Annotated in this window: 14 protein-coding genes and 1 pseudogene; 5 read left to right on the top strand and 10 right to left on the bottom strand. The window is 72.0% G+C overall.

The window, feature by feature from the left end; translation table 11 throughout:
- The first annotated feature begins 136 nt into the window (after positions 1 to 136).
- Positions 137 to 868 (top strand): FadR/GntR family transcriptional regulator, encoded by a 732-nt coding sequence (locus ACZ418_RS11110; RefSeq protein WP_468360331.1) that lies wholly within the window; start codon positions 137 to 139, stop codon positions 866 to 868.
- 169 nt (positions 869 to 1,037) lie between these two features.
- On the opposite strand, the gene ACZ418_RS11105 is transcribed toward ACZ418_RS11110, so the two are convergent.
- Genes ACZ418_RS11105 through ACZ418_RS11080 form a run of 6 tightly spaced genes read right to left on the bottom strand, consistent with a single transcriptional unit; the run spans position 1,038 to position 10,510 of the window.
- On the bottom strand, positions 1,038 to 4,055 hold the full coding sequence (locus tag ACZ418_RS11105) for an alpha-mannosidase (RefSeq protein ID WP_468360328.1): 3,018 nt from the start codon (positions 4,053 to 4,055) through the stop codon (positions 1,038 to 1,040).
- A 38-nt stretch (positions 4,056 to 4,093) separates the two neighbouring features.
- The gene (locus ACZ418_RS11100; RefSeq protein WP_468360326.1) at positions 4,094 to 6,124 is read right to left on the bottom strand and encodes an endo-beta-N-acetylglucosaminidase; all 2,031 of its coding nucleotides are present in this window, start codon (positions 6,122 to 6,124) and stop codon (positions 4,094 to 4,096) included.
- Positions 6,097 to 7,377, bottom strand: a complete 1,281-nt coding sequence (locus tag ACZ418_RS11095; RefSeq protein WP_468360323.1) for a glycoside hydrolase 5 family protein — start codon at positions 7,375 to 7,377, stop codon at positions 6,097 to 6,099. Before ACZ418_RS11095 ends, ACZ418_RS11100 begins: the two co-directional genes overlap by 28 nt.
- 26 nt (positions 7,378 to 7,403) lie before the next feature.
- The gene (locus ACZ418_RS11090) at positions 7,404 to 8,309 is read right to left on the bottom strand and encodes a carbohydrate ABC transporter permease (protein ID WP_468360320.1); all 906 of its coding nucleotides are present in this window, start codon (positions 8,307 to 8,309) and stop codon (positions 7,404 to 7,406) included.
- Positions 8,306 to 9,217: a carbohydrate ABC transporter permease gene (locus ACZ418_RS11085; RefSeq protein ID WP_468360317.1), complete on the bottom strand. Its 912-nt coding sequence runs from the start codon at positions 9,215 to 9,217 to the stop codon at positions 8,306 to 8,308. Before ACZ418_RS11085 ends, ACZ418_RS11090 begins: the two co-directional genes overlap by 4 nt.
- 6 nt (positions 9,218 to 9,223) lie before the next feature.
- On the bottom strand, positions 9,224 to 10,510 hold the full coding sequence (locus ACZ418_RS11080; protein ID WP_468360314.1) for an ABC transporter substrate-binding protein: 1,287 nt from the start codon (positions 10,508 to 10,510) through the stop codon (positions 9,224 to 9,226).
- 221 nt (positions 10,511 to 10,731) lie between these two features.
- On the opposite strand from ACZ418_RS11080, the gene ACZ418_RS11075 reads away from it, so the two are divergent.
- From ACZ418_RS11075 to ACZ418_RS11065, 3 genes are all read left to right on the top strand, one after another.
- Complete coding sequence (locus ACZ418_RS11075; RefSeq protein WP_468360311.1) at positions 10,732 to 11,781, top strand: LacI family DNA-binding transcriptional regulator; 1,050 nt, start codon at positions 10,732 to 10,734, stop codon at positions 11,779 to 11,781.
- A gap of 122 nt (positions 11,782 to 11,903) precedes the next feature.
- The gene (locus ACZ418_RS11070) at positions 11,904 to 12,302 is read left to right on the top strand and encodes a hypothetical protein (protein WP_468360308.1); all 399 of its coding nucleotides are present in this window, start codon (positions 11,904 to 11,906) and stop codon (positions 12,300 to 12,302) included.
- 97 nt (positions 12,303 to 12,399) lie between these two features.
- The gene (locus ACZ418_RS11065; protein ID WP_468360305.1) at positions 12,400 to 13,749 is read left to right on the top strand and encodes an amidase; all 1,350 of its coding nucleotides are present in this window, start codon (positions 12,400 to 12,402) and stop codon (positions 13,747 to 13,749) included.
- A gap of 7 nt (positions 13,750 to 13,756) precedes the next feature.
- Here the strand turns inward: ACZ418_RS11065 and ACZ418_RS11060 are convergent.
- A pseudogene (locus tag ACZ418_RS11060) lies at positions 13,757 to 14,261 on the bottom strand (GNAT family N-acetyltransferase).
- A gap of 79 nt (positions 14,262 to 14,340) precedes the next feature.
- Positions 14,341 to 14,514, bottom strand: a complete 174-nt coding sequence (locus ACZ418_RS11055) for a hypothetical protein (protein ID WP_323375219.1) — start codon at positions 14,512 to 14,514, stop codon at positions 14,341 to 14,343.
- A 410-nt stretch (positions 14,515 to 14,924) separates the two neighbouring features.
- On the opposite strand from ACZ418_RS11055, the gene ACZ418_RS11050 reads away from it, so the two are divergent.
- A complete protein-coding gene (locus ACZ418_RS11050) occupies positions 14,925 to 15,320 on the top strand; it encodes a hypothetical protein (protein ID WP_468360301.1) in 396 nt (131 codons plus the stop codon).
- Between the two features lie 104 nt (positions 15,321 to 15,424).
- On the opposite strand, the gene ACZ418_RS11045 is transcribed toward ACZ418_RS11050, so the two are convergent.
- Positions 15,425 to 16,936 carry an SDR family NAD(P)-dependent oxidoreductase gene (locus ACZ418_RS11045; protein ID WP_468360298.1) on the bottom strand — a complete coding sequence of 504 codons (1,512 nt, stop codon included), beginning with the start codon at positions 16,934 to 16,936 and terminating at the stop codon, positions 15,425 to 15,427.
- 626 nt (positions 16,937 to 17,562) lie between these two features.
- Positions 17,563 to 18,894, bottom strand: a complete 1,332-nt coding sequence (locus tag ACZ418_RS11040) for a wax ester/triacylglycerol synthase family O-acyltransferase (RefSeq protein WP_468360295.1) — start codon at positions 18,892 to 18,894, stop codon at positions 17,563 to 17,565.
- Positions 18,895 to 18,897 lie beyond the last annotated feature (3 nt).

Below are 18,897 nucleotides of genomic sequence, written 5' to 3'. Positions count from 1 at the left end.
AGCAGACGCCGCATACTTATCAGACCAATAAGCCGAGTCGACACCCTCTTGCACGGAAAATTCGAGGATTCAGGGCGTAGTGGTCGGACCACTCGGCTCGCTAGACTGCGGCGCACCGGGGGGAAGGAGGAGTGGCGTGGACGAGGAAGAAGTGCCGCAGAAGGGCACGGTGACCCAGCGCGCCATCGAGGAGATCAAGGCGATGATCGCCGAGGGCCGGCTGGAGCCCGGCCAGCGGCTGCCCACCGAGCGGGATCTGGCGACGCGGCTCGGCATCTCCCGCAGCTCGATGCGGGAGGCGATCCGCGCCCTGACCGTGATGGGCGTCCTGGAGGCCCGGCACGGTTCCGGGATCTACGTCACCGCACTGGAGGCCGGTGACCTGCTGGAGACCTTCGGGGTGGTCGCGGACCTGTCCCGGGGCCCGCGCCTGGTCGAACTCCTCGAAGTCCGCCGGATCCTGGAGTCGACGGCGACCGCGCTGGCCGCCGCACGCATCACCGAGGAGCAACTCGGCGCGGTCGAGAAGCACTTGGCGGCGATGAACGCCACCGACGACCCCGAGGAGATCCTCGCCCACGACCTCGCCTTCCACCGCGAGATCGCCGCGGCCGCGGGCAACGAGACCATGGCCGCCATCCTGGAAGGCCTGTCCTCCCGCACCTTCCGCGCCCGCGTCTGGCGCGGCTACCAGGAAGAGGGCGCCTTCGCCCGCACCCGTCGCGAACACGCCGCCATCCATCGCGCCCTCACCGCCCGCGACCCGGAGGCGGCGCGAGCCGCTGCCGCGGCCCATGTGGGCGAGGTCGAGGAGTGGCTGCGGGCACAGCTCGGCGGGCAGAGCGGGGGCGGGCAGGCCGGCGAGTAGGCAACGGCGGCGTCGGACGGGGCCGGGCAGCGGGTCGGACCGTGACCCGACGGCGGCTGCCGGTGCTGTGGCCCCACCCGGACGGCCCCACCGCGGCCGGCGCCGGCGGTCGAGCGAGCACGAGCCGGACCGGGCGGAGGCCCCGTCCGGCCACGGTGAGGTCCACCGGTCAGCGCCGCAGCCGCAAGGTCACCAGCTCGAACGGCCTCAGCCGTACGGTGATCCGCTCACCGTCGCGCACCGGCGGCTCGGTGTCGCCGGCCGGCCGTTCCAGCAGGTCCGTCGCCGTGACGTCCGCGATCTCGAAACCGGCCGTGAGCGTCGCCCGGGCCCGGCCGCCGTGGGCCTCGTGGAAGCGGACCACCACGTCCCCACTGCCGTCGTCGGCGAGTTTGACCGCCGTGACCACGACCGCGTCGTTGTCCACCGTGACCAGCGGCGCGACCTCGTGGGCGCCGACCAGGTGCCGTTCGGGCAGGTTGATCCGCCAGCCCTCGCGAACCGCGTCGGCGATCGAGGCGCCCGGGACCAGGGCGTGCCGGAAGCGGTGGACGCCCTGGTCGGTCTCGGGGTCGGGGAAGCGCGGGGCGCGCAGGAGGGAGACGCGCACCGTGGTCGTCGTACCGCGGTCGCCGTCGGTGCGCACCGTGCGGGTGACGTCGTGGCCGTACGTCGAGTCGTTGACGACCGCCACGCCCCAGCCGGGCTCCTCCAGGTGGACGAAGCGGTGGTTGCACGCCTCGAACTTGGCGGCCTCCCAGGAGGTGTTGGTGTGCGTGGCGCGGAAGACGTGCCCGAACTGGGTCTCTGACGCGTACCGTTCGGCGTGCAGGTCGAGCGGGAAGGCCAGCTTGAGGAACTTCTCCGTCTCGTGCCAGTCGACCTCGGTGTCGACGACCAGCCTCCGCTCGCCGGGCGGCAGCGACAGCACCTGGACGACCGCGGAGTCCCCGAAGGAGCGGACGACCCGCACCGAGATCCCGTCCGCGCCCGCGCTCACCTCGTCCGCGTCCGTGAGGTCGGTGACCGTGTTGCGGTAGAAGGCGTCCACGTCCCAGGCGTCCCACATGTTCGGGAAGTCGGGGTGGATCTGGAGGAGGCCCGCGGCGCTGCCGGGGGCGACGGCCTCGCGGTCGGCGGTGACGTCGTAGGCGGAGACGACCAGTCCCCGGGCGTCGATCTCGACCCTGAGCAGCCCGTTGTCCAGCAGGAAACCGCCGCCCTCGCGCGGGGCGAGCCGCGTGTGGCCCGTGACGGCCGGGACGGCGGCACCACCCGCGGCGACCCCGGCCTTCTCATGCGGCGCCGCGTTGAAGACGAGGTCCCGGTCCCCCTCTCCGGCCAGGGCCCGCTGCGCCGCCCCGATGATCCCGTCCAGCTCCCCGGCGATCCGCTCGTACGTCGCCCGTGCCTCCCGGTGCACCCAGGCGATGGACGAACCGGGCAGGATGTCGTGGAACTGGTGCAGCAGGACCGTCTTCCAGATCCGGTCCAACTCCTCGTAGGGGTAGGGGAATCCGGTCCGTACGGCGGCGGTGGCCGCCCACAGCTCGGCCTCGCGCAGCAGGTGTTCGCTGCGGCGGTTGCCCTGCTTGGTCTTCGCCTGGCTGGTGAGGGTGGCTCGGTGCAGTTCCAGGTACAGCTCACCGACCCAGACGGGCGGTTCGGGGTACTCGGCCTCGGCCTTCTCGAAGAAGGAGCGGGGTGTCTCCCAGACGACGGTGGCCGAGCCTTCGAGGTCGCGCAGCCGGGCCGCCTTGGCCACCATCTCGCGGGTGGTGCCGCCGCCCCCGTCGCCCCAGCCGGTGGGCGCGAGGGAGTGCCGGGCGCGGCCCTTGTCCTTGAAGTTGCGGGCCGCGTGGGCGAGTTCGCTGCCCTTCATGGAGCAGTTGTAGGTGTCGACGGGCGGGAAGTGGGTGAAGATCCGGGTGCCGTCGATGCCCTCCCACTGGAAGGTGTGGTGCGGGAACTTGTTGGTCTGGGACCAGGAGATCTTCTGGGTCAGCAGCCACTTGGACCCGGCGGCCCTGATGATCTGCGGGAGCCCGGCGGCGAAGCCGAAGGTGTCGGGCAGCCAGGCCTCCTCGTTCTCGATGCCGAACTCGTCGAGGAAGAACCGCTTGCCGTGCACGAACTGCCGGGCCATCGCCTCCGAGCCCGGCATGTTGGTGTCCGACTCCACCCACATCCCGCCGGCCGGTACGAACCGCCCCTCTGCCACGGCCTTCTTCACCCGCGCCCACACCTCGGGCCGGTGCTCCTTCACCCAGGCCCACTGCTGTGCCTGGGACATGGCGAAGACGAACTCCGGCTCGTCCTCGATCAGCGCGGTCATGTTGGAGGTCGTACGGGCCACCTTGCGGACCGTCTCCCTGAGCGGCCACAGCCAGGCCGAGTCGATGTGCGCGTGCCCAACGGCGCTGATCCGGTGCGCGGACGGTACGGCGGGGGCCGACAGCACACCGGTGAGCTCGGCGCGGGCCCGGCAGGCCGTGCCGTTCACGTCCTGCAGGTCGAGGGCGTCCAGGGCCCGCTCGACCGCGCGCAGGATGTCGTGCCGGCGCGCGGAGTCCACGGGCAGCTCGGCCATCAGCTCGCCGAGCACCTCCAGGTCCATCACCAGCTGCCACACCGGCTCGTCGAAGACGGCGAGGTCCATGCGGGTGAGGGTGTACTGCGGCTCGTGCCCGGCGGTGTCCCTGTCGCCGAGCTCCGTGGGCTGGAAGGGGTGGTAGTCGAGGATGACCGGGTTGGAGGCCGCCTCGATGTGCAGGACCACCTCCTCGCCGCCCGCCACCGGGGCACCGATCCGCACCCACTGGTTGCGGGGGTTGAGACCCTTCACCGGGGTGCCGTCGGGCCGGTGGACCAGGCCCTCGCACTGGAAGCCGGGCATGTTCTCGTCGAAGCCCAGGTCGAGCAGAGCCTCGACGGTCTTCCCGGCCCACGACTCGGGCACGGTCCCGGTCACCCGGAACCAGCTCGTGCCCCAGGGAGCACCCCAGCGGGCGCCGACCTCGATCGGCCCCGCCTCGGCGGCGAGTCCCTCCTCGACCGGCACGGGCTCGCCGGGCGCGTGCCACACCGCGACCTGCAGCGGCACGGACTCGGGGTACACGGCGGGGCGGATGCGTTCGTCCAGGACGCGCCTGAGGCGGGCTTCCACCAGAGTGCGGTCGTCATGCATGCGGGGTGCTCCCTGCGGTTTCCGGGTGATGGCGGTGGTTACCAGGGGTGGGTGACGGTGACGGGGGTCGAGGCGTTGTAGAGCTCCCCCACGGCACGCAGTTCGAATCGTGCGGCGCTCTCGCCCTGCTCGGGTTGCAGGCCGGTGAGGAAGTAGGCGCACTGGCAGGTTCCGCCGAGGAAGCGGCGGGTGCCGTCGGCCAGGAGGCGGTGGAGCTCGTAGTGGCGGACGGCGCCGGGGGCGGCGTTCCAGGCGAGCCGGAGGTCGCCGCCGGTCGCGGCGGTGACGCGGGCGCCCGTGGGGGCGGCGGGTACGGTGGCGGTGTCCCGGACGGCGAGGCCGCCGAGGCGCCAGCGCACCGGGCCCTCGGTGGCGGTGAGCCGGACGCCGAGGGCGTGGACGGTGCCGGTGCCGGTCATCCCGGTGAGCGGAAGTGTCACGGTCTGCCAGCCGTTGACCGACTTCGCACGGCCCTTTCTGACCGAGTTCACAGCCAGATAGGTGTACCGCGGTGTCGCCCCGGCCTCGCTCGGCTCGGTGGTCGCCACCGCCGGCTCGACGTTCACGGCGCCCGCGTCCGTCCGGTACGTCAACTCAACCACGGTGTTAGCACCGACCGGCAGCCGGCTCGCGTACAGATCCACCACGACCGGTTGATCGAGTTCACCGTCCACCAGCACACTGCTCCCGCCCCGCCAGGCATCGGCGAAGTCGAAGGAGACCACCGGCCGCTCCCCCGCCGTGCGCACCACCCACCGCCGCGCGGGCAGCCGGTCCTGGAGCCCGAGGTGGTTCCAGGCGGCGTCCGAGGTGACGGCCCCGTCCTCGTACCAGCGCAGTCCGTGCCCCGTGTTGAACACGGTCGCGAACGGCAGCGAGGTCACGGTCGACCTGTCGGCGACCGACACCGCCGGCGCCCGCCAGGGATCGGTCGCATCCGGCCGGGACGGGTCCAGCGACCGCCCGGTCCAGAACCGGTCGTCGGCGGTGTGGAAGTCCTCCGGGGCTCGCTGGTCGGCGGGCAGGTGGTTGCGGGTCCACTCCGGCCGGTAGAAGCCGATCGAGGTGACGTGCGGCTTGCCGGTCGGCACGATCGCGTCCCAGTCCACCGACGTACCGGACCCGTTCGACTCGACATCGACTCCGGCCCACAACTCATAGCGGCTGCGCCCCAGTTGTTCCGCCTTCCTGCCCGAGGAGGCGAGCGTGGCCGCGCTCCACCGGAAGTCCACGAACATGTCGTCGGCGGCCTGGAAGAAGGCCTGGTTCTGGCCGTTCAGCGCGCCCTGCCAGCTGACCGTGCCGTTCACGGTCATCGCGTCGTACCAGGTCACCCGCTGTCCGCGCGCCGCCGCGAGCGCCTTCAGCTCCTTGACGAAACCAAGCATGGCCTGGCCGAGCGCGGCGTTCCCGCCGCCCGTCTCGGCGTTCACGAACCAGCCGTCGAAGCCGTAGGCGGCCGCGACCGCGACGAGTTGCGCGGCGAGCGGATAGCGCCCGGCGGCATCCTGCTGTACGAGGTCCCGGGTCCACTGGAGCCGGCCGCCGTACGCCACCGGCGGCAGGAAGATGTTCCCGAGCACCGGGACGCCGTGCCGGTGGGCCGCATCCACGATCGGCGCGTTCGGCGCGAGGATCAGGCCCTCGCCGGCCGAGCCGCCCCAGAAGACCAGCTCGTCCAGATACGCCCAGTGGGTGAGCGCGTAGTAGTCGGCGGTGGCCGAGCCCTGGGACGGGTTGCCGGACGTCGGCCCGAACGAGACCAGGGCCTGGATGCGGGCCTGGCCGGAGCGGGCGGTGGTGTTCGCCGGGGTCGGGGTGAAGCGGGCGGCGAGCGGCACCGCCGCGGCGTTGAAGGCGAGGTCGGGGTCGTCGGCCGGGCGCCAGCTCTTCAGGCTCCGCCAGGTGATGCCGGGGGCCGGGCTGCCGGAGGGCAGGGAGTCCGGATACCAGTAGGAGGCGTACGGCGGGGTCGCGGCGGCTTTGGGGCGGGCGGCCGCGAGGGCGGGCAGCGGGAACAGGCCGGCGGCGGCGCCGGCGATCAGGACGGTGCGTCTGCTGGGGTGCACGAGCGGGTGCCTCCGTGTGGGGTGGGGAGTACCTGATCGGGAGTGACGACCTCGGTGATGCCGCGCGCGGCGAGGTGGTCCTTGTCGTGCGCGCGGGAGTCGAGGACGGTGGTGGGGCGGGCGCCGTCGGCGACGAGCCGGAAGAAGGCGTCGAAGGCGGGCCCGCCGGGGGCACAGCGGGAGCGACGGCCCGGGTCGCCGGGTACGACGAGGGCCGTGGTGCGCGGGGCGGGGGTCGCTTGCGGCCGCTGTGCCGCGTCGGCCAGCACGCGGGCGAGGTCCTTGGGCGCACGGTCATTGGTGAACAGACCGAGGCCGTACTCGAGTTCGGGGAAGTCGGCGAGGTCGCGCGAGACGTCGTAGGAGCACCACCAGGTGACGCCCCACAGGTCGGGGCAGTCCAGGGCGTTTTCGATGGTCGCCTCGGCGAACGCGGCGGCGTGCTCGGCGGGCACGAGCGGGGCGGGCGCGCCGAGCTCCTGGAGCCAGACGGGCCGGTGCGGCGCCTCGGCCCAGGCCTTGCTCAGCTCCACCAGGTAGGCGGCGTGGTGCTCGGCCGGTACGGAGGTACGGCCGTGGCGCTGGGCGGTGCCGTTGAACACCCAGGAGTGCACGGCGGTGAGGTCGCCGAGCCGGGCGGAGTGGCCTGGGGTGAAGGGCTGGTCGTCCTGGTACCAGGCGGCGTCGTAGGAGGCGTGCAGGTGGAGCCGGTCCGGGGCGCCCTCCGCGCAGGCGGCCAGCATCCGTACGAGCCACCGCTCGGCCTCGTCCGCAGTGATGCGGTCGGGGTCGGGGTGCGGGCCGGCGGCGAACTGGTTGACCTCGTTGCCGACGGTCATGCCGAGGAAGTTCGGCCGGTCGGCGAGCGCGGCGGCGAGGGTGCGCAGATAGGCGGCCTGGCCCTCGACGACGTCGGGGTCGGTGAAGAGGTTGCGCCGGTGCCAGGTGCGCGTCCACGCGGGCAGGAAGTCGAAGCTGCTCAAGTGCCCCTGCAGGCCGTCGATGTTGACGTCCAGGCCGCGTGCGGCGGCCGCGTCGGCGAGGGCCACGAGCTGCTCGACGGCGCGCGGGCGGATCAGGGTCCGGTTGGGCTGGAAGTAGGGCCACAGCGGGAAGACCCGGATGTGGTCGAGGCCGAGCGCGGCGATCGCGTCGAGGTCGGCGCGCACGGAGTCGAGGTCGAAGTCGAGCCAGTGGTGGAACCATCCTTCGCTCGGGGTGTAGTTGACGCCGAAGCGCACGGCAGGGGGCATGGAGTGTCCTTGTGACGTACGGGCGTTCAGCCCTTGACGGCGCCTTCGCCGACCCCGCGGAAGAAGTACCGCTGGAGGCAGGCGAACAGCGCGATGAGCGGGGCCACGGCGATCACGGTGCCGGCGGCGACGAGGCGTTCGTCGTTGGCGAAGGTGCCGTGCAGGTAGTTCAGGCCGATGGTGAGGGTGAACTTGGACGGGTCGCTGAGCACGATCAGGGGCCACAGGAAGTCGTCCCAGGCACCCATGAAGGCGAAGATCGCGACGACGGCCACCGTCCCTTTCACCGAGGGCAGCGCGATGCGCAGGAACCGCTGCCAGACGTTGGCGCCGTCGACGTAGGCGGCTTCCTCGATCTCGTACGGCAGGTTGCGGAAGGCTCCCCGCATCAGCAGCACGTTCATCGCGCCGATCGCGCCGGGCAGCACCACCCCGATGAGCGTGTTGTTCAGGCCGAGTTCGCGCATGGTGGTGAACTGGGCGATGACGATGCCCTCGACGGGCACGAGCATCGCCAGCACGAACACCAGCGTGGTCACCTTCCGGCCGCGGAAGCGCAGGCGGGCCAGGGCGTACCCGGCGAGCGCCGAGCCGACGCAGTTGGTGACGACGTTGGCGGTGGCGACCTTCAGGGAGTTCAGGGCGTAGTCCCAGACGGGGATGGTGTCGGCGACCCGCGTGTAGTTGTGCAGGGTGGGATGCACGGGCAGAAAGCTCGGCGGGGAGCTGTAGATGTCCTCGGTGGGGCCCTTGAGGGAGGTGGACAGCTGCCAGAGGAACGGGCCGACGGTCAGCGCGAGGACGGCGAGCAGCAGCAGATAGCGCCAGACCAGCTCGCCGACGCGGATACGGCGGCCGTGTTCGTCGGTGACGCGCGGCTCCTTGCGCACGGTGACCGGCGGCTCGGGCCGTACCTTCTCCAGGACGCTCACGACTCCTCCCGGCGGTCGGCGCGCAGCACCAGCAGCATGAGCGCGACGGTGACGACGAACACGACGACCGAGAGCGCGGAGGCATAGCCGACGCGGCCGGTCAGTCCGGTGCCGGTGCGCTGGACGAGCATGACGAGGGTGGTGTCCTCGCCGGCCGGGCCGCCGCTCGGGCCGGCCATCAGATACACCTCGGAGAACACCTTGAAGGCGGCGACCGAGGAGAGCGCGGCGACCAGCACCATGGTGGAGCGGAGGGTGGGCACGGTGACCGACAGGAAGCGGCGCACCGGGCCCGCGCCGTCCACGGCGGCGGCCTCGTGCAGCTCGCGCGGCACGTTCGCCAGCGCCGCCAGATAGATGATCATGTAGTAGCCGAGGCCCTTCCAGACCGTGACGGCCATCGCGCTCAGCAGGAGCAGCCACTGGTCGCTGAGGAAGCCGATCCGGCCGATCCCGACGGTCTCCAGCAGCGAGTTGACCAGGCCGCGTTCGTCCAGCAGCCACACCCAGATCAGCCCGACCACCACGATCGAGGCGACGACCGGGGTGTAGAAGGCGGAGCGGAAGAAGGTGATGCCGGGGATGTTCTTCTGCACCAGCAGCGCGAGCAGCAACGGCAGGACGACCAGGGCGGGTACGACGCCGAGGATGTACAGGGTGCTGTTGCGCAGGCCGGTCCAGAACATGTCGTCGTGGAGCAGCTCGCGGAAGTTCGCGAGGCCGACGAAGCGGCCCGGCAGCAGCGTGCGGCGGTCGGTGAAGGAGTTCACCAGGGTGGAGACGAACGGGTAGAGCACGAAGGCGCCGGTGACGAGCAGCCCCGGTGCGGCGAACAGCCAGGGACTGGCGGGCAGTTGGCGCCGGATCCCGGTCGCCGGCCGGCGCCTGGTGCGGACGGGTGTGGCCATGGCGGCTCAGCCCTGCTGGAGCAGCCGGTCGGCGGCGTTGACAGCGTTGTCAAGAGCCTGCTTGGGGCTCTCCTTGCCCTGGAGCGCCTTGGCCACCTCGTTGCGCAGCGCGGTCTTCATCTGGTCGCTGAACAGCACGGGCGTGTAATTGACCGCGCTCTTCAGGGACTTGGCCGCGGCGATGCGCACCCGGGTCTCGTCGGTACCGTCCTCCTTGGTGAAGTAGGGGTCGTTCAGGGAGCCGGCGGTGCTGGGGAAGATGGCGACCTTCTTGGCGAAGGACATCTGGTTCTGCGCGTCGGTGACGAAGTGGGCGAAGGCGACGGCGGCCGGGGTGTGCTTGGTGCGGGAGTTGACCATCACGCCCATGACGTACATGTTGACGTGTCCGGTGCTGGTGATCTGGTCGGTGATGCCGATGTTCCTGTAGAGGCTGGGCGCGTTCTTCCTGAAGTTGTCGAGGTCGAGGGCGCTGCCGGGGTTCATGGCGACGGCACCGGTGAGGAACTTCTTGCCGGAGGACTCCGGGGTGGCGGTCAGGGCCTGTGGGTCGAGGGCCTTGGCGTCGTACAACTCCTTGTATTTGGTGAGGAGTTCGACTCCCTTGGCGTCGTTGAAGGCGAACGCGGTGCCCTGCTGGTTCATCAGGGTGACGCCGTAGCGGCCGAAGTCCTCGATGGTGGGCACGTTGGCGAGGGTGGCGACCTTGCCGCCGCTCTTCTTCGCCATCCGGAGGGCGTCGGCGAAGAGTTCGTCGTACGTCTTCGGCGGCTGGTCGGGGTCGAGTCCGGCCTTGGTGAACAGGGCCTTGTTGTAGAAGAGCGGGCCGGTGTTCAGATACCAGGGGAAGGCGTACGTGCCGCTCATGCCCGGCACCTGGTGACTGGCCCAGGCACCGTCCAGGTACTCGGGCTTGTACTTTCCGGCGGCCTTGTCGAGGTCGAGCGCGAGGCCCGCCTTGGCGAGCGGGGCGACCAGGTCCGGGGAGACGTTGACGACGTCGGGGAGGGTGCCGCCGCCGGCATCGGCGCTGAGCTTGTCGGGGTAGCCCTCGGCGGGCTGGTCGATCCACTTCACATGCGTACCGGGGTACTTCTTCTCGAAGTCGGCTATGAGGCCGTCGAAGTACGGCTTGAAGTTCGCGCGCAGATTCCAGGTCTGGAAGGTGATGTCGCCTTCCACCTTTCCGGAGGCGTCGGTCGAGCCGCCGTCGTCGCCGCCCGAGCCACACGCGCTCAGCGGCAGGACGAGGGCGACGGCAGCGGCGGCCAGGGCTCTGCGGGGCATGGGCATGGTGACACGGCTCCCTTGCTGTGTCGGGCGGTCGGGGGGCGCCAGAGACCTTGCCCGCGCCGTTCGAAGAAAGTCAATGCATTCCACCCAACTAAAGAAATCGGCCGTTCATCAGTGCAGGTCAGAGCCCTTTGGCCAAGAACTTGCGGTCAATTGCTAATACGCTTTAGGGTCTTGACACTCAAGCGCATTAGCGAGCACTGTCAGGAAGGGGGAGAAGCGTGGCGACCAAACGGTCCCCCGCACGCCGGCCCACGATGAAGGACATCGCCCGGCGGGCCGGAGTCTCCGAGAGCGCCGTCTCCTTCGCGCTCAACGGCCGCCCCGGCGTCTCCGAGGCCACCCGGGCGCGGGTCCGCCGGGTCGCCGAGCAGCTCGGCTGGCGTCCCAGCACGGCCGCCCGCGCCCTGTCCGGCGAGGGCGCGGCCACGGTCGGTTTCGTGCTGGCCCGCCCCGCGCACACCCTGGGCGTCGACTCCTTCTTCCTCCAGCTCGTCTCCGGCATCCAGGAGGTGCTGGCCGAGCGGCACTTGGGCCTGCTCTTCCAGGTCGCGGAGGATGTCACCGAGGAGTGCGCGGTGTACCGGCGCTGGTGGGCGGAGCACCGGGTCGACGGCGTGCTGGTGGCCGACCCGCGCATCGAGGACCCGCGCCCCGGCCTGCTGGACGAACTCGGGCTGCCCGCCGTGGTGATCGGCGGCGCACCCGACGTACGGCACCCCGGGCTGTCCACGGTCCGGGCGGACGACGCGCGGGCGATGGCCTCCGTGGTGGACGAGCTGACGGCGCTCGGCCATCGCCGGATCGTGCACATCGCCGGACTGCCCGAGCTGGCCCACACCCAGCGCCGTATCGCCACGCTGCGTACGGAGGCGGAGCGGCGCGGGCTCACCGAGGTCCGCTCGGTCACCACCGACTACTCCGACGTGCAGGGCGCCGCCGTCACCCGCCGCGTCCTCGGCGACTCGCCCGTCCCGACGGCGATCGTCTACGACAACGACGTGATGGCCGTGGCCGGCCTGGCCGCCGCCGCCGAACTGGGCTTCCGTGTCCCGCAGGACGTGTCGGTGGTCTCCTGGGAGGACTCGGCCCTGTGCCGCATGGTCACCCCCCGGCTGTCCGCGCTCTCCCGGGACAGCGCGGAGTTCGGCCGCACGGCCGCCCGCGAGCTGCTGGCCCTCCTGGACGGAGACCCGGCCCGCTCGGTGGGCGTGCCGGTGCCCCGGCTGACGGGGCGGGGCAGTACCGGAACGGCGGCCGACGCGCAGTGAGGGCAAGGTCTGCACGGACACACCGGTGTCTCCAAGTCCCCGGAGCCGCCGACGCCGTTCACCACGCCCGTGCTCCCCTCGCTCACCCCGTCCTGCACCGCGCGGCAGGCCAGGGCACCCAGGTGGTACGCCTGCCCGCGCCACCTGAGCCGGTCGTCCTCACGCTCACCCATCAGGCGCCCGGCCACTTCGTGGTGGACGCGCCGGACGGCCGTCTGCGCTCGCTCAGCCAACTCGCGTACACCGCAGGCCCGTTCGCCGGCCGTTTCCTCGTCGGCGGCCCGGACGCCCAGGTCCGCGCGTTGCGCGTGCAGGCGGACGGCCCCTGGACCGAGGGCGATGCGGGCAGCGACGACGGCGGCTACTTCCTCGTGGACACGTTCTCCCCCGACGGCACCCGCTTCCTGGACGAACTGGCCAACCACGTGGGCCCCTGGCAGAGGGAGGTGCCGCTGCCCGGGCCCTGTGTGCTCTACGCCCGCGCGGACGGGCCGTGGTCGCTCAGCGTCCGTCCGCTGTGAGTACCGCCCTCTCGACGTACCGCGCCCGGCCGGGCACAGTTCTCCCTGCGCCGTGATGCGTACCAGTGAGTAGCCGACCACCGAGCGAGGAGTGCCCGTGGGTGACTGGGCCGGGCGGAGTGCCGCCGAGATTGCCGCCGCCGTACGCGAGAAGCGGGTGACACCCCGGGAGGTGGCGGCCGAGCACCTCGCGCGGATCGAGCGGCTCGACGGCCGGATCGGGGCGTTCCGGAAGGTGCGGGCCGAGGCGGCGCTCGCCGAGGCCGACGAGGTGGCCTCCCGCACCGATCTGGCCGAACTGCCGCTCGCGGGCGTGCCCGTGGCCGTGAAGGACAATCTGGCGGTGCGCGGCGAGTCCCACCGCGACGGCTCCGCCGCCACCGCCGACACCCCGGCCGCCGAGGATCATGTCACGGTGGCCCGGCTGCGGGCGGCCGGCGCGGTGGTCGTGGGCCTGACGAACGTGCCGGAGCTGTGTGTCTTCGGCACCACAGAGGGCGTGTTCGGCACCGCCCGCAATCCGTGGGACACCTCCCGCACGGCGGGCGGCTCCTCCGGCGGCAGCGCGGCGGCGGTGGCCGCGGGCCTGGTACCGATCGCGCTCGGCAACGACGGGATGGGCTCGCTGCGCATCCCGGCCGCGAACTGCGGCCTGGTCACACTGAAGCCGGGGCACGGGGTGGTGCCGGCGGGGATCGGCAACGGCGACTGGTTCGGCATGGCGGAGAACGGTCCGCTGGCCACGACGGTCGAGGACCTGCGGCTGATGCTGGGCGTGCTCGCGGACACCGATCTGCCGGGCGCGCGGGAGGCCCCGCGCCGGCGGATCGCCGCGGCCGTACGCAGCCCGCTCGCGGGGGTGAGCGTGAGCGGATCGTATACGACCGCGGTCCGGGAGGCGGCCGGGGTGCTCGCGGAGGCCGGGCACCGCGTGCGGCGGGCCGAGCCGCCGTATCCCCTCTCCCTGGGCGTGACCGCGCTGCGGCACTGGACGGCCGGGACCGCGGTGGACGCCGAGGGCCTGGACCGGGCGCTGCTGGCCCGGCGGACCCGGGTGCACGCAGCCGTCGGACGGCGCTTCGTCCGCTCGGTGCGCACCGGGGACGAACGCGAACGCCTGCGCGCCCGGCTGACCCCCTTCTTCACCGAGTACGACGTCCTGCTCAGCCCGGCCCTGGCCCGGCGCTCCCCCGAGGCGGGCCCGTGGCACGAACGCGGCTGGCTGCGCAATGTGCTGGCCAACACCGCGTACTCCCCGTTCACCCCGCCCTGGAACCTGACCGGCTGGCCCGCGATGTCGGTCCCGTTCGGCAGTCTTCCCTCGGGCGCCCCCTGCGCCGTACAGCTCGTGGGCCGCCCGGGCTCGGAGTCCATGCTGCTGGAGCTCGCGGAGGAACTGGAGACGCTGCGTCCGTGGCGGCGGACGGCACCGGTGGCCGGCTCCTGAGCACCGCCTAGTCGAGCGACCGGTACATGATGTGCAGCCCGACCCTGCCGTGCCGGGGATGGTCGTAGGCTCCCGGGACCGTGCCGAGGACGGTGAAGCCGAGGGAGGTCGACAGGGCGACGGCGGGGTTGGTCTCGACCACGGCGTTGAAGACCATCGCCCGGTAGCCGTGGGCCCTGGCCTCGCCCAGGACGTGTTCGGCGAGGGCGCGGCCGATGCCCTCGCCCATGGGGGTCCCCCCCGCTCGAGCGAAGCCGAGAGTGGGGGAGGTCGGGGTCGACCATGAAGCCGGCGTTGGCGACGTGGGCGGCGGGCCCGCCGTAATTTGGGGTGAGGTAGGCCGAGCCGACCACGACCCCGGTCGCGTCCTCGGCGACATAGACGCGCTTGGCGGGGCTCATCCAGAGCGCGCGGGCGTCGTCCTCGGAGGTCTCCGGATCCCAGGCGTAGGTTTGGGCGGCGGCGACGATCCGGTGCCAGAAAGGCCAGATCCGCGGCCAGTCGTCGGCCACGGCTCTCTGATCAGCATGGGCGTGAGTCTGTCATGGCACGCCCATGCGCACGGCGATCGCGAAGGGGACGACCCGGGGGTCAGTCCACGCTGGGCAGGATATGGGGTTCGGCGAGATCGTCCTCGTAGCCCGCCAGGCGGATCGGGGCGGACCGCGCCCACACGTCGAGGCTGCCGAGTTCTCCGGGCTGCCGGCCCGTGCGCTCCGTGCGTTCCTTGGGGCGCTGATCGCGATTCGTCTTCTCCGGTGTCACCGCGCACTCCTTATGTGTCGGTCACCCTCGGGGTCCTGCCGGACAGCTTGCGCTCCGGCTCTCGGCGCCCGCTCGGGTCTGGATGGAAGGCCAGCTCGGACGCGGTGGCGCCGGTACGGACGTCTGGGTCTGGGTGGGACCCGGTCCTGCTGTCCGTCCCCACCAGAGTACCCAAATGAGCGGGCTCCCGCTCGATCGGGAGTGCAAACAAGGTGTAACCATCCGAAGTCGTTTCACCCCTCAATATCTCTCAATATGCGGCTATTTACCGTTCAGCGCATCACTCGACTGTCGGAGCGAATCACCCCCTCGGCCGCCATGTGGCGCAGTTCAAGTGCCGTTGGCCGAGGCGCAAGCTCGCCATGATCTGCTGATGAACGGCAACGGCTGTCTCGCGGAAGGACTGACGCATGGAGCTGCGCAGCGTCGAGGAGCTGATGGATCTGCTGTACGCCGGCCGGCACCAGCACGCGCTGAGAACCGCCGCGCTGCTGCGCCGCCGCCGCCCCGCCGACAAGGAGCTCCAGGTGGCGGGGCTGGTGCACGGCATCGGGCCGGTGCTGTGCCCGGGCGACGACACGGGCCGGGCGCTCAGCGCGGCCGAGGCGGTGCGCTCCCTGCTCGGGGAGCGGGTGTTCCGGCTGGTGCGCGGGGACACCGGTCCGGCCGACGACGATGTGCTGCGGCTCCGCCAGGCCGACGAGGAGAGCCGTACGGCGGGGTTCGACGCGGGCGTCCTGGAGGACTGGCGGACGGTGCTGGAGCTGGTGGCGGCCCGGCATTCCCGGCTCGGTGCCGTCGACTGACACCCGAGGCGCAGGACCTCAGGTGACGGTCGGCCCATCAGGTGACTGATGGACCGCCACACAAGCCCGCAGTCCCGCTGGGGTCCGCTGACGGATCACAACCGTCACCACTTGCCGGGCGCGTAGTCCTTCATGAAGACGCCGTACAGGTCCTCGCCCGCCTCGCCGCGGACGATCGGGTCGTAGACCCGGGCGGCGCCGTCGACCAGGTCGAGGGGCGCGTGGAAGCCGGCCTCGGCGAGGCGCAGCTTGTCGTAGTGCGGGCGCTCGTCGGTGATCCAGCCGGTGTCGACGGAGGTCATGAGGATGCCGTCGGTGTCGAACATCTCCTGGGCGCTGGTCCGCGTGACCATGTTCATGGCCGCCTTCGCGGCGTTGGTGTTGGGGTGCCCGGCGCCCTTGTAGCCGCGGCCGAAGACGCCTTCCATCGCCGAGACGTTGACGACGTAGGCACGTCCGCTGACGGCCTTCTTCGCGGCGTCGGCCATGGCCGGGCGCAGCTTGCTGATGAGGATGAACGGCGCCGTGTAGTTGCACAGCTGGGTCTCCAGCAGCTCCACCGGGGAGATCTGCTCGATGGTCTGCACCCAGGTGTTGGTGTCGACGACGTCGGGGACGAGGCCGCCGGCGTCGATGGCAGTGCCCTCCAGGTGCCGGGCGACGCTGGCGTTGCCCGCGACGAGGGCGAGGTCGGCGACCTTCTGGGCGTCCAGGCCGCTGGTGCCGACGGGGAGCGCGGCGATGCCGTCGACGGCGCCGGAGTTGAAGGCGCCGATGACGTGGTGGGCGGGGAGTTCGCCGGCGGGCAGCGGGGCGGTCTCGCCCTCGACCAGGGCGGCGTACGCGGAGGGCAGGCGGCGCACGGTCTGCGTCGCGTTGTTGATCAGGATGTCGAGGGGACCCGCCTCGGCGATCTGCTCGGCCAGGGCGACGGCCTGCGCGGGGTCACGCAGATCGATGCCGACGACCTCCAGCCGATGGATCCAGTCCGCCGAGTCCTCCATCGCCTTGAAGCGGCGGATGGCGTCCTTGGGGAAGCGCGTGGTGATGGTGGTGTGCGCGCCGTCGCGCAGCAGCCGCAGCGCAATGTACATGCCGATCTTGGCGCGACCGCCGGTGAGCAGGGCGCGCTTGCCGGTGAGGTCGGCGCGGGCGTCACGCTTCGTCCGGTTCGTGCGGGCGCAGTCCGGACACAGCTGGTGGTAGAAGTAGTCGACCTCCACGTAGCGGGTCTTGCAGGTGTAGCAGGAACGCGGCCGCTGGAGTATGCCCGCGATCTTGCCCTCCTCGACCTTGGAGGTGGGCAGGATGCCCTCGGTCTCGTCGTCGATGCGCTCGGCGGAGCCGGTGGCGGTGGCCTCGGTGACGGCGCGGTCGTGCGCGGTCTTGGCGGCGCGGCGCTCCTGGCGGCGGCGCTGCTTGACCGTACGGTAGATGTGCGAGGTGGCCCGGCGGACCTTGATCGCGTCCGGGTGGTCGACCTCCAGCTGCTCGAGTTCCTCCAGCACGCTGAGGCAGACGGCCAGCCGCTCCGGGTCGATACCGGGGCCGTAGACCACTTCCTCCGTGGCCGTGGAGGCCGTGGAGGCCATGGCGCCGTCCTCTGTCACCGTCATCGCGCTGCCGCTTCCCTGATCACCCGCGCAGCGCTCCGACTCGCGCCCGCTTTCGAACGGGGAATCTTACGGAGCGCACGGGCCTCTCGCCAAACCCGCCCGCACCAGCACCGAAGCCACGACGCAACAGCGCGGGCACCCCGAACCCAGCCGACCCACACCCGCCGACACCGAAGCCGCCCCACCGGGGCCACCCGCACCCGGCGACGAAGGCCCACGGGTGGTGCGGGTGCGAACCCCGGTCCAGGCGGAACGCCGCACGGTTGGTGCGAGAAGCCGGGTCCAGGCCGAAGACCAGGCCGCCCCGCCCCACGGCCCCGCACCCGCCAACGCAGAATCCGCCCCACCGAGGCCACCCACACCCGACAACACAAGCCGCACGAGCGGTGCGGGCAGAACCCGGTCCAGGCCGAAGACCAGGCCGCCCCGCCCACGACCCACACCCGCCGACGGCGACGGCGAAACCGCCCCACAGGGCCCACCCACACCCGACAACACAAGCCGCACGAGCCGCACCGCGCACCCGCACCCGCACCCGCCGACGGCGAATCCGCCCCACGGGGGCCACCCGCACCACCCGGCGACGAAAGTCGCACGGGTGGTGCGGGTGGGAACCCCCTATGACGTCATGCGTCGCAGGCCGCCAGCAGCGTCGACACCTCGGCCGACACCGCGTGAGCGAACCGGTCCAGGTCCGGCACGGCCTGCGCATCGGCGACCAGCCCGTAGTGCACACGGCCGCGATACGTCGAGATGGCCACCGCCAGCGACTGCCCCGGCGCGAGCGGAGCCAGCGGATACACCTCGGTCAGCTCGTGACCGCCGAGCCGCAGCCCCAGACCCGGCAGCGGCACGCTGGTGACCAGGATGTCGAACCACAGCCGGGCCGCCTGACCGACGAGCGGCCCGCCGAGCCGGTGGCCGAGGGCCGGGACGTGATCGGCGAGCAGCGCCACGGCACCCGCGCCCCGGTTCGGCCCCGCGTCCTTGTTGCGGACCATCGCGGTGCGCACGGTGTCCAGCCGGCCGAGCGGATCCGGCTCGTACACCGGGAGCCGTATCAGATAGCCGGAGAGCCGGTTGCCCTGTGGGTGCGCGGTGCGCGGACGGCGCCGGGAGACGGGGATGAGCGCGCGGGGCGCCACCCCCTTGCTGCCGTCGCCGCGCTCGTCCAGCCAGCTGCGCAGGGCCCCGGCGACGACGGCGATCAGGACGTCGTTGACGGTGCCGCCGGCGGTCTTGCGCACGCGGTGCACGTCGTCGATGTCGAAGACCACCCCGGCGGTACGGCGGGTGCCGCTCGGGGCGGAGGTGAGCGCGGAGACGGGCCGCATGCCGAGGGTGGACCGGGCGAGGGAGGCGCCGATGTCCAGGGCCCGGCCCACATCGGACAGCGCGCCCTTGACCAGTCCCGGGACGAGCCCCGGCAGCTTGCGCACGTCCGGCAGCAGCCCGCGCGGCGGCTCGATGGCGCGGGGCGCCCGCTCGGGCAGGTCCACCGGGTCGAGGACGCCGGCGGCGAGCTTCAGCGCGCGCAGCCCGTCGGCGAGGGCGTGGTGGAACTTGAACAGCACGGCGAAGGACATCCCGTCCTCGCCGGGCAGCACATGCGCCTCCCACGGCGGCCGGCCGCGCTCCAGCGGCCGCTCCATGAGCCGGCCGGCGACCGCGTGGAAGTCGGCGGTCGGAGCGTGCAGCCGTACGTGGTTCAGCGGGTCGAAGTCCGGGTCGGGTTCCCGGGTGGCCCCGCCGAAGGCCAACGGCTGCCACACGTCGCGGATGCGCAGGCGCAGCCCCGGTACGGCGGCGGCGCGGGCGGCGAGCAGGTCGGCGGCATGGGCGCCCGCGGTGGGCGAGTGCGCGCCGAAGACGCCGAGGGCGCCGAGGTGCATCGGATGCCGGTCGGACTCGATGTTCCAGAACGCCAGGTCGAGTGGAGCGAGCAGGTCGGAAGTCAAGGG

It is taken from the genome of Streptomyces sp. NPDC030820, from assembly GCF_055572075.1.
The sequence above is the reverse complement of the archived record's forward strand: the minus strand, read 5'-3'. Positions and strand labels throughout refer to the sequence as shown.

Coding starts and splice junctions, on each gene's coding strand:
- ACZ418_RS11105 (WP_468360328.1), bottom strand. CDS start 4,055: ATGCATGACGACCGCACTCTGGTGGAAGCCCGCCTCAGGCGCGTCCTG.
- ACZ418_RS11095 (WP_468360323.1), bottom strand. CDS start 7,377: ATGCCCCCTGCCGTGCGCTTCGGCGTCAACTACACCCCGAGCGAAGGA.
- ACZ418_RS11085 (WP_468360317.1), bottom strand. CDS start 9,217: ATGGCCACACCCGTCCGCACCAGGCGCCGGCCGGCGACCGGGATCCGG.
- ACZ418_RS11080 (WP_468360314.1), bottom strand. CDS start 10,510: ATGCCCATGCCCCGCAGAGCCCTGGCCGCCGCTGCCGTCGCCCTCGTC.
- ACZ418_RS11050 (WP_468360301.1), top strand. CDS start 14,925: ATGGAGCTGCGCAGCGTCGAGGAGCTGATGGATCTGCTGTACGCCGGC.
- ACZ418_RS11045 (WP_468360298.1), bottom strand. CDS start 16,936: ATGACGGTGACAGAGGACGGCGCCATGGCCTCCACGGCCTCCACGGCC.